Annotated in this window: 10 protein-coding genes; 7 read left to right on the top strand and 3 right to left on the bottom strand. The window is 58.0% G+C overall.

The window, feature by feature from the left end; genetic code table 11:
- Nucleotides 1–10 precede the first annotated feature (10 nt).
- A complete protein-coding gene (locus EOK75_RS07210) occupies nt 11–1,261 on the bottom strand; it encodes a tyrosine-type recombinase/integrase (protein WP_137194327.1) in 1,251 nt (416 codons plus the stop codon).
- Nucleotides 1,262–1,752: 491 nt separating this feature from the next.
- Here EOK75_RS07210 and EOK75_RS07205 point away from each other — a divergent pair, with 491 nt between their 5' ends.
- The 7 genes from EOK75_RS07205 (at nt 1,753) to EOK75_RS07175 (ending at nt 10,309) form a co-directional block, all read left to right on the top strand.
- The gene (locus EOK75_RS07205; protein ID WP_137193220.1) at nt 1,753–2,550 is read left to right on the top strand and encodes a hypothetical protein; all 798 of its coding nucleotides are present in this window, start codon (nt 1,753–1,755) and stop codon (nt 2,548–2,550) included.
- A 1,234-nt stretch (nt 2,551–3,784) separates the two neighbouring features.
- The gene (locus tag EOK75_RS07200; RefSeq protein ID WP_137193219.1) at nt 3,785–5,305 is read left to right on the top strand and encodes a multicopper oxidase family protein; all 1,521 of its coding nucleotides are present in this window, start codon (nt 3,785–3,787) and stop codon (nt 5,303–5,305) included.
- A 128-nt stretch (nt 5,306–5,433) separates the two neighbouring features.
- Entirely contained in the window at nt 5,434–5,889 is a 456-nt protein-coding gene (locus tag EOK75_RS07195) for a c-type cytochrome (RefSeq protein ID WP_137193218.1), read from the top strand.
- Between the two features lie 46 nt (nt 5,890–5,935).
- Nucleotides 5,936–6,379: a c-type cytochrome gene (locus EOK75_RS07190; RefSeq protein ID WP_137194326.1), complete on the top strand. Its 444-nt coding sequence runs from the start codon at nt 5,936–5,938 to the stop codon at nt 6,377–6,379.
- 91 nt (nt 6,380–6,470) lie between these two features.
- Nucleotides 6,471–7,805, top strand: coding sequence for an MFS transporter (locus EOK75_RS07185; protein WP_137193217.1), 1,335 nt, complete (start codon nt 6,471–6,473; stop codon nt 7,803–7,805).
- A 901-nt stretch (nt 7,806–8,706) separates the two neighbouring features.
- Nucleotides 8,707–9,099: a hypothetical protein gene (locus tag EOK75_RS07180; RefSeq protein WP_137193216.1), complete on the top strand. Its 393-nt coding sequence runs from the start codon at nt 8,707–8,709 to the stop codon at nt 9,097–9,099.
- Between the two features lie 82 nt (nt 9,100–9,181).
- Entirely contained in the window at nt 9,182–10,309 is a 1,128-nt protein-coding gene (locus EOK75_RS07175) for a YVTN family beta-propeller repeat protein (protein ID WP_205965443.1), read from the top strand.
- A 474-nt stretch (nt 10,310–10,783) separates the two neighbouring features.
- Here EOK75_RS07175 and EOK75_RS07170 read toward each other — a convergent pair whose 3' ends face one another.
- Nucleotides 10,784–13,117, bottom strand: a complete 2,334-nt coding sequence (locus EOK75_RS07170; protein ID WP_137193215.1) for a heavy metal translocating P-type ATPase — start codon at nt 13,115–13,117, stop codon at nt 10,784–10,786.
- 75 nt (nt 13,118–13,192) lie between these two features.
- A complete protein-coding gene (locus EOK75_RS07165; protein ID WP_137194324.1) occupies nt 13,193–14,500 on the bottom strand; it encodes an APC family permease in 1,308 nt (435 codons plus the stop codon).
- Nucleotides 14,501–14,504 lie beyond the last annotated feature (4 nt).

The raw sequence follows: 14,504 nt of genomic DNA, 5'->3' as shown, positions 1-14,504 counted from the left end.
CAGGGCGAGTTCAACGCCCGCCCTGAACCCCGCCCTGAACAATGCGCAGCTGCGGCTTCATCATCTCCGCGACCGCATTGACGCCATCCCGGAGCGGCGAATCCATCATATGAGCATAGCGTTGCGTGGTGCGCATCTGAGAATGCCCCAGCAGCTTTCCGATCATTTCCAATGATGCGCCACCGCTGACCAGCAGCGAGGCGAATGTATGGCGAAGGTCATGGATCCGCACACCCGCAATCCCGGCCTCGGACTGGATCTGACGCCAGAAGCGGCGGATTTCCTTGACCGGCTGTCCGGGTACATCGCCGGGGAACAGCCACGGACAGCCCGGATGCACGGCGGTTTGCCTTTGGCGCACGATGGCGGCCACATCCGGCGAAATCGGCAATCGGTGGACTTTGCGCTGCTTGGTGGTGGTTGCGGGCTTGGACCATGTGGCAAATTCCAGATTGAACTGTTCAAACCGCGCGCAGCGCACTTCGCCAAGGCGGCCGCCGGTCAACATGCACATCCGGATGATATTGGCCGCGCGCTGGTCTTCGGCTTTGCCCAGCGCCTTGGCCAGACGATCAATCTCATCCATGCTCAGATAGCGTTCGCGCTCGGTCTCAATGCGCCGGTGAAAACCCATCGCGGGGTTGTCGGGGCGCAGTTTCCACTGGACGGCGAGGCTGAACATCTTGCGCAAGACTTCGCCGGTGCGATTGGCGCGGATTGGCGTGGGTTTCGAGCCCTGCAGCTTGCGCGCGCGATTGTTGGGTTTGGCCTTGGAGGGGCGGGCGCGGCCCTTGGCAATATCGCTCAGCAACCGATCGACATCCTCCAGCGTGATGTCCTCGACCAGTTTGTGCTTCCAGACCGGCTGGACCAGTTTGCGCAACATGGAAATCTGATCGGCGCGGTTGTTCGGAGCCAGATTTGGTGTGTGGGTTTCGATATAGCGGTCGATCAGATCGGGGATGCGAGGCGCGGCCATTCCGGCTTCGCGCTCGCCCAGCGGATCACCGCCATCGTCAATGATGCGGCGCAGCGCCTTGGCTTGTTCGCGCGCTGCCGTGACGGTCCATTCCGGCCACCTGCCGATGGTGAAGCGGCGCTGTCGCCCCTTGACGCGGTAATCCAGCGCGAAATGCCGACTGCCGGATGAAAAGATGCGCAGTGAAAACCCCCGCACATCTTCATCGAAAACCTGGTAAATCCCCGCGCGCGGCTCGGCGGCCCTGACCAGTTTTTCGGTGAGTTTTTCTCTTTGCGCCATGATCGACCACCCCTTTGCTGACGTGACACAGGCGTGATCCGCGCTGCAGTTCAACTCAAACATTGCCAGAGGGAGTGGCAGGGTGGCATAAAGCGGCAGATAGAAATGCAGGCTCGTGCCGGTCCCTTTTTGTTCTTCGATTTTGGCGACGGTTTGGGGGCGGACGCGCGCCAATGGGTCGTGTTCAGTTCCCAAATGCTCACTAAGATTTCTTCGAAAGCATGAGTGAGGATCAGTTCTACTGTAGCAAACCGTGGGAGGCGACAATGCTGGAGAACGCGATTCTCACCGCGTACTTTGGAAATGCTCTCTGAAGGGGACTGAGGGACGTGGGCTACTCCAAAATACTTGTGAATAACCTTAACGAAAGTGAGCATGTCGGTGCATCAGACCTATTCGAGCCGTTGAATGCTCGCTACTGAAGGTCAGAGCTTCTAAGCTCAAGAACCGAATAGAGGGTGGGCTGTATGGCGGGACGAGAAGAGCAGTTGATGACTGCAAGTATCCAAAAGAATATGCATGCAGCCGGAATAGTGGAGACGAAACTCGCTGGACTTACTGAAGCCTATGGAAGCCGTCTGTCGGAGGAACAATTCGACGATTATACCGAAGCCGAAGACGAGCTTAGCTTCTACATCACTCGACTTTACCGTGACGTCGGGATGCTTGCCGAAAGGCTATCGCTACCTATCCTTGCAAGGGACATTCAAAGGGATTTCAAGAGGCTCAGCAAAGGCGCCCTATTAAATATGTCGTTCTCTCATCAAGCTGGCGAACTTTATAGCACCTCCCTCCAGAGATTGCGGGGTTATTTCTCATCCCTTACCACCATAACAAAAGCCGGTTCAGTAAGCGGCCTTCAGGTTTTTCAGACAATTCTTGAAAACACAGCGATAATTATTAGGGACTCTGGTATTCAGCCAAGTAAAGAGAGTGAGGTTCGGAATGAAATTGTGAGGGTTTTGCGTTATTCCTTTCGAGACACTCAAAAGGAGGTCTCAGCCGCGAAGCTTCTCAAGGTTTACAAGCCTGACATCGGCATACCTTCTCTCATGGCAGCTGCGGAATACAAGTTCGTTTCTTCGGAGAGCGCCCTTAAGTCAAGCTTGGACGGAATTTACGCGGATATGAAGGGTTATGGCGGACATTATGATTGGCGGACATTTTATGCCGTTATCTATATGACAGAACCCTTCGCGCATCAGAAGGAGTGGGAAGCGGAGTTTAATTACACGAAGGCTGATATCAATTGGACTCCGATCCTAATAAATGGGCCAAGCAAAAAATGAACCAGATGACTAGGTTTTCTCACGCAGACATGAGGGGCTGGGCCGGGTGTTATTTAATTGTGTTATCTAATGGTGAAGGCCGACTGCTCGATAGCGAGTGCAACCGGTGGTTATTGGCAATCTAGCTCGGTGGCGCCCGAACTCTTTGGCAGAGTTAGGTTGGTTTCAAAGAGGTCCTTGACCGCGCCAAAATAATGCAAACAGGGGCTGCGTTCTCTACCGGAAACGGCTGGCTCAGCCGATCCCTTTCTTTTCGTTTATTTTGGCGGTGGTTCCGGAGTGGCCGCGGGCCAGGCTGGGACTGAAACGGCGGAGGTTTCGCGTGATGAAGCGATCAGGATTGATTATAATCGCGCTGGTTTGAGTCAACGCTGAGTCAACGGACATACGCGATTTTGGACACATCCAGAGCGGTTGAGTGCAGCCGAATGTTGCCGGGAGCTGGTGAACAAAATGCGTGAGAACAAAGGCTTATCGGGTAAGTTGTTGAAATACATAAGCCATTGGAATCGATATGATTTTGGCTCATAACCTGAAGGTCGTAGGTTCAAATCCTACCCCCGCAACCAAAAAACCACGATAAATCAAATACTTAAAATCCGACCTAAACAGTCGGACTTTCGCTTGCGCTGTTCTTGTCAACGCCTTGTCAACGTTTGGCGAGTCCCTCTGAAATCCAAGGGGCTTTTTGCGTTTCGGGGAAAGACGGAGTCCACCTGCAAGATGAAACAACATGCGGCTAAACGGCATCGTGTATTGCAGGTTTCACCTGTAGATCCTATGTTTCCGCTACCTTGTTACTGACGGATCCAATGACACGTTGTTTCATCTCTTTCCTGCTTTTGATTGCCGTCGCGCTATTCGGCGTCCTTTCTCCACATGCCGCAATGGCTGCGCAATCGCAGACGACCTGGGCACCATGCCACACAGAACAACCCGTCATGAGCGAGCACGTTGGTGCTGTTGAGCACTGCGGCCCTGCAGATCATTCGATGACCGGTGCCTGCGCGACGGCCTGTCTCGGATCAATTGCGATTTGGTTTCCAACTCCAGATCAGGCCCCGATGGCCTTTCGGCCAGTTGCGCATCGGGCTGCGATATCCCTTATCCTGCGCGGGCGGATGATCGAGACGGCTGATAGGCCTCCCAAATCCATCTGAACGGTTAATGCGCGGAGCCGAGTTGTGGCTCCAGACCGATGCGCCCCTTTCGGGGTATGATGGATTAATTCACAATGAGACATGACCTAACACGCCGCGGCTTTTTGGCCGCATCCGCAGCTTTGGCTGCCACCACTGCCCTTCCGCGCCTGAGTTTCGCGCAAAGCGCACCACTTTCCCTGACCGCAGCGACGCGCGTGATCGAGGTTGGCGGTCGCGCTGCCAGCGTCATGGGTCTGACCAATGGATCGGGTAAACAAGGGCTGATCCTTGATCCCGGTCAGAGATTCCGCGTGGATCTGACCAACGCTTTGGAGGAGGAGACAATCATCCACTGGCATGGCCAAATCCCGCCCAATGAGCAGGACGGCGTGCCTGATCTGCCGATGCCGCTTTTGAAGCCGGGCGAGACGCGCAGCTATGACTATGCGGCGATGCCCGGCACGTTTTGGATGCACAGCCATGTGCCAGTGCAGGAAATGAGCCTGCTCGCTGCCCCGCTGATCGTGCGGCGGCCTGAGGATCTGACCTCGGACCGCCAAGAGGTCGTGATGTTCCTGCACGACTTCTCCTTCCGACCCGCCGCTGAGGTGCTGGCAGAGATCACAGGAGGGGCAGCGAATCACGAAATGGGAAATATGGATGCTCCCGCGCAAAGCGGAGGTGGCATGTCAGGTATGGATCATTCTGGCATGGCCATGGGTGGCATGATGTCGGGCAGTGGCGGAAATATGGGAATGAGCGGTATGTCCATGGGTGGGATGGAGATGGACCTGAACGACTTCGACTTCGACGCCTATCTCGCCAATGATCGCACGCTGGCTGACCCTGAGGTAATCGTAGTCGAACGCAAGGGCCGTGTCCTGCTGCGGGTAATCAATGCGGCGGCGGCGACGTCATTCTGGATTGATACCGGCGGGGTGCCTGCGCGGCTCGTGGCGGTGGACGGCCACGCCATCGAGCCGATGGCTGGAACCCGGTTTGGCCTCGCCATGGCACAGCGGCTTGATCTCGAAATCGACTTGCCCGAGTCCGGGGCATTTCCGATCCTCGCTCTACGCGAAGGCGCGCGCGAACGCACGGGGCTAATCCTTGCCACGACAGGTGCAGAAGTGCGCCGGATTGATGATTTGGGGGACGTTGAAAGCGGCCCGTTCGATATTGACCTCGCGCAAGAGAGCGCGCTGCGGGCGGCAAGAACGGACGGCGCACCCGGGCTTGCGCCGCGTCCGGTGGATCGTTCCCACATGATTATGCTGGGTGGCGCGATGCAGCCTTACCTCTGGACCATCAACGGGCAGACCTGGGGCGATCACACGCCGATCACCGCCAAGACTGGTGAGCGGGTGCATTTGTCGTTTCACAATATGTCGATGATGGGGCATCCCATGCATTTGCACGGTCATGTGTTCCAGGTGGTAAACATCAACGGACGCGATATCGACGGCGCGATCCGCGACACGGTCTATGTGCCGCCGATGACCATGGTGACGATTGCGCTGGATGCAGGTGAGGCCGCGCGCTGGATGCTGCATTGCCATCACATGCCGCACCTCTTCACCGGCATGATGACCGAGTTTGCCGTATCAGCCTAATACCCCTGCCACCGGGTGCCTCCCGGTGGCAAAACACATTCACTGCGCCTCATCCGGTTGGCATAGCTGACGGCGAGAGGAATGCGCGCACGCCGCATGGACGGCGAAGACAGATTGGAGATTTTATCATGAACAAGAGACTCATTGGCACATTGGGTGTTGCCGTCATCGCCCTGGCGGGTTGGTATTGGACCCAAGGCCAGCCCACCAAAGACCCGGTTTCGGCATCTGCTGCAGGCACCTCATCGGCGGTGTCGGCGGCACCAATGGTGGAGGTCATGGTTCCAGCAGAGTTTTCGACACAGGCCGGTCAGGGCGAGACATATTACAACGCGGTCTGCGCCTCTTGCCACGGCGCAGATGCGGCCGGGCAGGATGGCATCGCGCCACCGCTTGTCCACCGCATTTATGAGCCGTCGCATCACGGGGATGCCGCTTTCTTTCTGGCTGCGCGGAATGGCGTGCGAGCGCATCACTGGAAATTTGGCAATATGCCACCGGTCCCCCAAGCGCTGACGGAAGCAGAACTGGGCGCGATTGTTGCCTATGTGCGCGAGTTACAGCGCGCGAACGGGATTAACTGATGCGGTGGCATATGCGCGCTACTCATGCCTCACTTATAGAATGGGCATGAGGTCGGGCGTTCTCATTCTCGGGGCGGCGGCCCTTGTGGGAACCATAGGGGCCGCCCTCTATATGTTTGCCCGCGACGACGTTGGCGTGAGGCGCGGCCGCGTCCTTTACGGTGCAAACTGCGCTTCTTGCCATGGCGAAAACCTTGAGGGTCAGCCAGATTGGCGCAGCCCCGGTTCTGATGGGCGCTATCCTGCACCGCCCCATGACGTCACCGGCCACACCTGGCATCATTCCGATGCTGACCTTGTCGCCTATATTACCTTGGGCGGCGAGGCGGCGCTCGCGCAGATGGGTGTGGCCTTTGACAGCGGCATGCCGGACTTCGGCGATGTACTGAGCCAATCAGACATCGTAGACATCCTCACCTATATCAAATCCAGCTGGTCTGAGCGCGAACGCACCGTTCAAGCCAAACGGACCATGGCGGGATCAAATTGACCATTGCCTCGATGATGTCGCTGTCGGGTCAGCCAAGACGACGAGCCTTGCAGATTTAAGCTGATCATCAAATATCTTTGAAGGGTATATTATGCTCTCTGTTTTATCCGACCGCACCTATCGTCACCTGTTTCTGGCCCAAGTGGTGGCACTGCTTGGCACAGGGCTTGCCACTGTCGCCCTTGGGTTGCTGGCATATGATCTTTCCGGTGAACGGGCCGGTATGGTTCTGGGAACAGTTTTCACGATCAAGATGGTGGCCTATGTCGGCATAGCCCCGGTGGCAGGCGCTTTTGCCAACCGCTGGCCGCGCCGCACCATGCTGGTCAGCCTTGATTTGATCCGGGCCGCAGTGGCACTTTGCCTGCCGTTTGTCAGCGAGATATGGCAGGTCTATATCCTGATTTTTGTGCTGCAATCCGCGTCGGCAGCCTTCACGCCCACATTTCAGGCAACGATCCCCGACATCCTGCCCGAAGAAGATCGTTATACCCGCGCCTTGTCGCTGTCCCGGCTGGCCTATGATCTGGAAAACCTGATCAGCCCCGCACTGGCCGCAATTCTTTTGGCTTTCCTGAGCTATCAGGCGTTGTTTCTGGGCACAGTCATCGGCTTTGTCGGCTCTGCCATTCTGGTCGTTTCGGTTTTGCTGCCCAGCCCTCAACCAACCCCCCCACGCGGCATATATGAGCGCACAACGCGGGGGATGCGTATTTATCTCGCCACTCCCCGCCTGCGTGGTCTTTTGTCACTGAACCTCGCTGCGGCGGCGGCAGGTGCGATGGTGCTGGTGAACACCGTGGTTCTGGTTCGCTCCAATCTGGGCCTCGGGGACAGCCAAGTGGCCATTGCCCTCGGTGCCTTTGGAGGCGGTTCGATGCTGGCCGCACTTCTACTGCCTCGGCTTTTGGATAAGGTGCCCGATCGTCCGGTCATGATCGGTGGAGCGGCCTTGCTGGTCACCTCTCTATTGGGGCTGTCCTTGATGTCACTACTCTATGATACCCAGTGGGTCGCGCTCCTTGCAGGCTGGCTCATCATCGGGATCGGCTATTCAGTCGTGTTAACGCCGTCGGGACGGTTGCTCAAACGATCCGCACACCCCGAAGACCGTCCCGCTGTTTATGCCGCGCAGTTCGCCCTGTCACATGCCTGCTGGCTGGTGACTTACCCCCTTGCTGGCTGGCTCATCACGGTCGCGGGACCAATGACTGCGTTTGCGACGCTGGCACTTCTGGCAGCAATCGGGATGTTCGCCGGGATTATACTCTGGCCGCAAAACGATGCAGGATCGTTTGAACACTCTCATGATGATCTTTCCATGGATCACCCCCATCTGAACGGAAGCCGCACGCATAGTCATCCGATTGTCATCGACGATAACCATCGGCACTGGCCAACTCTGAGTGGTCCGGAAAACCACTAGGATTGGACGAATAGAATAGCTTTCCGAAGAGGATCCAGCGCGGTGATCGACGCATTTGCAACGGGTAGTCTTTTTGATCCTCATGGTTGATTTTGAGGGAAGACGTGAACAATCGCTGCTTCGCTACCTTATGATCGCAGGATCCAATTTACTTTTCCCCTTCCCTGCCTGGCGAAAGACGACCTCTATTTACTTCAGCGCGCAAACTCACATCGCATCATCGCCTAGGCTTTTCACAAGAATTGTGCGCTCGGACGGCGATAGTCCTTAAACGCGGCGCGTTGGACCTCTGCCCGGCTGAAATCGGCCCGCGATGGGCACGTGCCATCTTGAACATCGACACCCTCCCTCGCGCAGTCCCTGCGCAAGAGTATTGACTTGCCCCCCGAAACCAAACACCCCAGAAGCGCGTCGAGCGCTTTAGCAATTTGAGTGCTCCGCGCACGACGCGCTTGCCCAAAATGAAACCGGGACAGGTCCAGAACATGAAATCCAGACCCGCGAACTCTCGTTCTGAATGGGGGAGCCTCGGGGGCAGGTCAGTATCACGGTTCACAAGAAGACGATAAACTGCATCTAACATCAATTTCATTGGCGCTCTTTTGTGCTCGCGGACGTTCGCCCAGCCGCCTGGCGCGTTCACCAACGTGACAGAGTTTAGCAGAAACAGTGTGACAGCGTCTTCTCGGGAAACACCCCATGGGCTGTCCGTGCAGGGCTAATGCGGCAATGGTCTACAACCGCTGGTCCAGCGCAGCGAGGATTGTTCTCCGGAGGAATGGGTATTTTCTTAAACGTCATTTTTGTGCATTCGGAACCGCAGGCTTGACTTAGGTCAACTTGCTGCGTGCCGCGGTGACATATAGAATCAATAGGCACCCTCAGAGCAGCCTTGTGACATATGGCATTGACGTTGAACATTCGTGGACAGAAGTCATGGAGCCGTGTCCTTTCGGCGACGGTGCCGTTAGCTTTGTTGTTTGCTGTTTTTCTGACGCTGAGTAGCTCAGTTGTTGGTGGTAGTGTTACAACCGCGCCGCGACCGGCGGCGACGCAGGAAGTGGTGGCAGTGATGGGCCACCTAGCCCCATGCTGTGAGCAACCCGGCCAGAAGACTTATCATGGCGGGGTCGGCGCGCATATCGCCTGTGCCTTCTGCGTGCCGATCCCGCAGTCATTCGAGCAGATCGCGCCCGCCTCTGGCTCCGAGAACTTTTCGCAAGCCTTCGCCATGATGCAGAGTCGAAGCGCAGCACCTGACCCATTTCCACCCAAGATCATGCTGGCCGTTTAACGCCGTCGCGTCCACATGGGCGCCAATTCGGTGAACTTCGACCTCAATCGGTCGGGCAACAGATCTTATGGGAATATCCAAAATGACACACGAGAATCGTGCCCTTCGGGGCTCAAACCGGATCCTTGGATCCATTCATCCTCATGCCGCCACGATGTGCCGGCGTAGTCTGGTCGTGGCGTTGACCGTCGCGACTATCGCTTGGGGCAGCGCCGGAATTGCCCAAACCGGGACGACCCTCCCGGCCGGCGGCATGGTCTTTACCGCTGATGAATACAGTAACTCCCTCAGCCGGATCGACCTGTCGAGCGGCGATGTCACCACCGTTCCGGCAACGATCGTGCCCCACAATGTGCAGATCAGTCCGGATGGCAGCCTGCTGCTTGCCGTTGGTATGGCTGCCAGCAACGATGAGGGCCATGGCGAGGAGCAATCCCACGGCGCTATGGCGGGCATGGAGGGCGGCGGCGAACTGGTCCTGTTCGATCCGAAAGACCTTGCCGCAGGTCCGATGGCGCGCATTCCGGTGGGAATGCATCCCGCGCATGTCATCACTGACATCGACGGCAAACGCGCGTTTGTGACCAATGCCGCTGATGACACGCTGAGCGTCATCGACCTGGCCTCGCGGGAGGTCATCGCAAGCGTTGCCACCGGGGATTATCCACACGGACAGCGGACCAGCCCTGATGGGCGCGTAATCTGGGTGGCGAACGTGAATAGCGGCAACGTATCAGTCATCGACACCGGCACGCTGAAGGAAGTGGCCCGGATAGATGTCGGTGCCACTCCGGTACAGGTCGGATTTCTCCCTGACGGCAGCCGCGCCTATGTCTCACTGCGCGACGAGAACAGCGTGGCGGTGGTCGATACCAATGCCCAGAAAGTTATCGCAACCGTAAAAGTTGGGCGAGGCCCCATCCAGCTTTATGCTACCCCGGATGGGCGCTTCGTCTATGTCGCCAATCAGGGCACCGAAGCCGACCCTGACGATACGGTGTCAGTCATTGATGTTGCGACAAACAGTGTCACGGCAACAATCCCCACGGGACGCGGGGCGCATGGCGTGACGGTCAGCAGCGATGGCAGAAATGTTTTCGTAACCAACATGTTCAATGGGACCGTCTCGGTGATCGACGTCGCAAGCCAGGCGGTTCTTGCCAACATTCCGGTCGGTGAAGGAGCAAGTGGCATCACTTACCGCCCCTGATCCGGTCGAGATCCGCACGCCGCGTTCGAAAATAAGCGCGGCGTGCGGATTTCTCTCTCCACCATTGTTGCTCCACTCGATTGGTGACGATGAGCCACGACACCCCATCCACCGCCCGTCTAGCGTTCCGTGTCTGGTCGAGCTGTTTACACAACTTGCTGTACGGCATTCGGAGACAGATCGGCGCGGATGCGATTCCGTGCCCTGTTCTTGAACTTGGACGCCGCCGCCCGGTCTTGGGAAATCAACCGGAACGCATGCCAAAGAGGTGCCGGATCAAGGACCGCACATTAAACAGCCAAAGTCGAGAATGCGGTTTCGGCGCCGCACTACCATGATGGGCACCTCAGTCCCACAACCCTGCGGTAATTATGGGGTCACATGAGACTAGGGCCGAGAACCTGCTAGTCTCGGGCCTATGCTTTGCCCTGACGTCTTTCCAGCGGTCCCTCCGTTCGGCCATTGTCGTCCCCTTCACAGATCAATCCGCCGCAGTCGCAACGCGTTGGTGATGACCGACACCGAAGACAGGCTCATTGCTGCTGCCGCGATCATTGGCGACATCAGCAACCCGGTGATGGGGTAAAGCAGCCCCGCCGCGATCGGTACGCCGACGGCGTTGTAGGCGAAGGCGAAGAACAGATTTTGCTTGATATTGCGCAGCGTGGCGCGGGCCAGCTTTCTGGCTCGTACAATGCCCATCAAGTCGCCGCCCAACAGAGTGATGCCGGCACTTTCCATTGCTACATCGGCCCCTGTTCCCATGGCAATGCCGACATCAGCGGCGGCAAGCGCAGGGGCGTCATTCACGCCGTCGCCTGCCATCGCGATCTTGTGGCCTTGCTTGCGCAGCTCGTCGATTAGCTTCTTCTTGTCTTCCGGCAGAACACCTGCTCGCACCTCGTCGATGCCCAGCGTTGCCGCCACTGCCTTTGCGGTGCGCTCATTGTCGCCCGTTGCCATGATCACACGCAGCCCTTGCGCATGAAGCTCGTTGATGGCTTGCGCAGTGCTGTCCTTTATCGGATCCGCCACCGCGACAATGCCCGCCAGTGCGCCATCAACCGCGACAAACATCGCCGTCCTGCCCATCGCGCGCAGGCTATTGGCCTTTTCCTCGGCCTGCGTCGTATCAAGACCCATGTCCTGCATCATCGCCGTGTTGCCGAGAGCCACGGCGCGGCCCCCGACGTTGCCGCGCACGCCTTTGCCGGTTACGGCCTCGAAATCCGCGGCGTCCTGCCGCGCGGCACCCTGCGCCTCGGCACCTTCGACGATGGCTTCGGCGAGAGGATGTTCAGAGCCCCGTTCCAGCGCTGCGGCCAGCGACAAAAGGTCTGTCTCGACCAGATCCCCCAGCACAATTGTGTCGGTCAGCTTGGGCTTGCCCATGGTCAATGTGCCGGTTTTATCTACGATCAGTGTATCGACGCCCGCCATGCGTTCCAGCGCCTCCGCATCCTTAATCAGCACTCCCGCCTGCGCGCCGCGCCCCGCCGCCGTGGTGATCGAAATCGGTGTGGCCAACCCCAGCGCGCAGGGGCAGGCGATGATCAGCACCGAGACTGCCGAGGCGATGGCATAGACCAAAACCGGCGCAGGACCGAAGACCATCCAGATGAAAAAGGCGAAGATCGCTACTCCCACCACTGTTGGCACGAAAATCGAAGAAACTCGGTCAGCCATGCCTTGGATCGGCGCCCGCGAGCGCCGCGCATTTGAGACCATCGCCACGATCTGCGCCAGCACGGTATCGGCGCCGACCTTACCCGCCTCCATCACAAGGCTGCCGTTCTTGTTGATCGTGGCACCCGTCACCGCATCGCCCGGACCCTTTTCGACCGGCATGGACTCGCCAGTCAACATGCTTTCGTCCAAGCTCGACCGGCCATCCACCACCACGCCGTCCACCGGAACCGCATCGCCGGGGCGCACCCGCAGCCGATCGCCCTCCATGATATTCTCCAGCGGCGCATCATATTCTGTCCCGTCGGGCAAAATCCGTCGCGCGGTCTTGGGAGCCAGATCGAGAAGTGCCCGGATCGCGTCGCCGGTGCGCTCCCGCGCTCGCAGTTCCAGCACCTGGCCGACAAAGACCAGCGCGATGATGACGACTGCGGCCTCGAAGTATGTACCCACACCCTGGCCCATTCGGTAAGCGTCAGGGAATACGCCCGGCAGGAATGTCGCCACGAGTGAATAAAGATAGGCCGCAGCCACACCGAGGCTGATCAGCGTCCACATGTTGGGCGACCGGTTGATCACCGAATCCCAACCCCGTTTGAAAAACGGCAGGGCCGCCCAAAGTACGATTGGTGTCGCCAGAACGAATTCCAGATAGCTGGCCGTCTGATGCCCGATCCAGTCGCGCACAGGCAGCCCGACGAACTCACCCATTGTCAGCACAATAAGCGGAACCGCCGCCGCCGCCGAGATCCACATCCGGCGCGTAAAATCTGTCAGTTCATGGCTGGGCTCATCTGTCGGCAACATTGGCTCTAGCGCCATGCCGCAGATCGGGCAAGGCCCCGGTGCGTCGCGGACGATCTCCGGGTGCATCGGACAGGTGTATTGAACGTTGGCCGGCACGGCCTTCTTGCGCCCTTCCGCGCGGCCCGAGGCGTAGAACCAAGGATCGCTTTTGAACCTCGTTTGGCATTTTTCGGAGCAGAAATGGAAGGTTTTGTCTTGGAAGTCCGCCTCACGCGTGTCCGTCTCAATCGCGACCGTCATCCCGCAGACCGGGTCTTTGGCCGTATCAGCCCCTTCAGGAATGACCGACTTAGCGTGTTGATGATCGTGATCCATGTTCTGCCGACTTTCTTTTGATTTATTGCAGTATGAAGTATGAAGTATCCAGCCACTGGAAGCTCAACCCCTTTTTCATTGGTGGTCGTGAAGGTCCTCGCGAACCGGGTTGCGTGCGAGAAAGACGCCGACAAACACGAATATCAGTGCCATGCCCATGACGCCAATTAGGACGATCAGCGGATCGGACTGCCATTTCAGGACAGTGAAGGCGATCAGAACCACGGCGTCGAGTGCTATCGCTGTCAACAGAACCCACCCTCGCGCGTCGATCTCTCGACAAAGATTGCGGTAAACGCCCACGTGAATGATAATGTCCATAACGAGGTAGAAGAAAGCGCCGAGCGAGGCGATGCGGCTGAGGTCAAAAAAGACCGTCAGAAAGCCCGCGATCACAACGGTGTAGATCAACGTATGGTCCTTGACCCCTCCCGGCATCCCGAAATGTCTGTGCGGGATCATTTTCATTTCGGTCAGCATCGCCAACATTCGCGTGACGGCGAAAACGCTGGCGATCAGGCCGGAAGCGGTAGCTACAAGCGCAAGCATTATCGTGAGATAGAAGCCGGTCTGCCCGAGAGCGGGCCGGGCCGCCTCTGCCAAGGCATAGTCCTTCGCCGCAATGATCTGGTCGAGTGGCAGACTGGAGCCTACGGAGAAGGCGACAAGCAGATAAACGATCACGCAGATTACGATGGACAAGACAATGGCCTGACCCACGTTGCGGTGCGGATTGGTGATCTCCGCACCGCTGTTGGTGATTGTCGTGAAGCCTTTGAAGGCCAGGATCGAGAGCGCGACCGAGGCCACAAAGCCGGTAGCACGCGTATCCCCGTCCGTTGCTGAGAAGGTGAAGCCACTTGCCCAGAGACCTGCCATACCGAACAGTGCAATACCGCCGACCTTCATCACGGCCATGATGATAGACAAAAGCCCGACCGAGCGGCTGCCGGCCACGTTCACGAGATAGGCAAGGATGATCAGAACAACACCGATGACCGGGACAAGGCTGCTGTTCGGATCACCGCCAAACGCCCGGATCGTGTAGGTGCCAAAAGTGCGCGCTACGAGACTTTCGGCAATGACCATCGACAATGTCATAAGGAGTGCGGCACCCGCCGCGACCGTCGTCCGCCCGTAGGCTTTCTTCAGGATCACGCCAATACCGCCCGCGGACGGAAACGCGTTCGACATCTTGATGTAGGTGTAGGCGCTGAACGCGGTCACGATCGCACCGGCGACGAAAGAAAGGGGGAAAAGTGGTCCTGCAAGCTCGGCAATTTGTCCGGTCAGAGCGAAGATGCCCGCACCGATCATCACGCCGGTGCCCATGGCAACCGCGCCGGGTAAGCTGATGCTGTTTTTCTTATAAGTCTCCGTCATTGCC

It is taken from the genome of Pseudorhodobacter turbinis, from assembly GCF_005234135.1.
GTDB classification, from domain to species: domain Bacteria; phylum Pseudomonadota; class Alphaproteobacteria; order Rhodobacterales; family Rhodobacteraceae; genus Pseudorhodobacter; species Pseudorhodobacter turbinis.
Note: the sequence above shows the minus strand (reverse complement) of the source record. Positions and strands in the feature narration are given on the sequence as shown.

Coding starts and splice junctions, on each gene's coding strand:
- EOK75_RS07210 (WP_137194327.1), bottom strand. CDS start 1,261: ATGGCGCAAAGAGAAAAACTCACCGAAAAACTGGTCAGGGCCGCCGAG.
- EOK75_RS07205 (WP_137193220.1), top strand. CDS start 1,753: ATGACTGCAAGTATCCAAAAGAATATGCATGCAGCCGGAATAGTGGAG.
- EOK75_RS07200 (WP_137193219.1), top strand. CDS start 3,785: ATGAGACATGACCTAACACGCCGCGGCTTTTTGGCCGCATCCGCAGCT.
- EOK75_RS07195 (WP_137193218.1), top strand. CDS start 5,434: ATGAACAAGAGACTCATTGGCACATTGGGTGTTGCCGTCATCGCCCTG.
- EOK75_RS07190 (WP_137194326.1), top strand. CDS start 5,936: ATGAGGTCGGGCGTTCTCATTCTCGGGGCGGCGGCCCTTGTGGGAACC.
- EOK75_RS07185 (WP_137193217.1), top strand. CDS start 6,471: ATGCTCTCTGTTTTATCCGACCGCACCTATCGTCACCTGTTTCTGGCC.
- EOK75_RS07180 (WP_137193216.1), top strand. CDS start 8,707: ATGGCATTGACGTTGAACATTCGTGGACAGAAGTCATGGAGCCGTGTC.
- EOK75_RS07175 (WP_205965443.1), top strand. CDS start 9,182: ATGACACACGAGAATCGTGCCCTTCGGGGCTCAAACCGGATCCTTGGA.
- EOK75_RS07170 (WP_137193215.1), bottom strand. CDS start 13,117: ATGGATCACGATCATCAACACGCTAAGTCGGTCATTCCTGAAGGGGCT.
- EOK75_RS07165 (WP_137194324.1), bottom strand. CDS start 14,500: ATGACGGAGACTTATAAGAAAAACAGCATCAGCTTACCCGGCGCGGTT.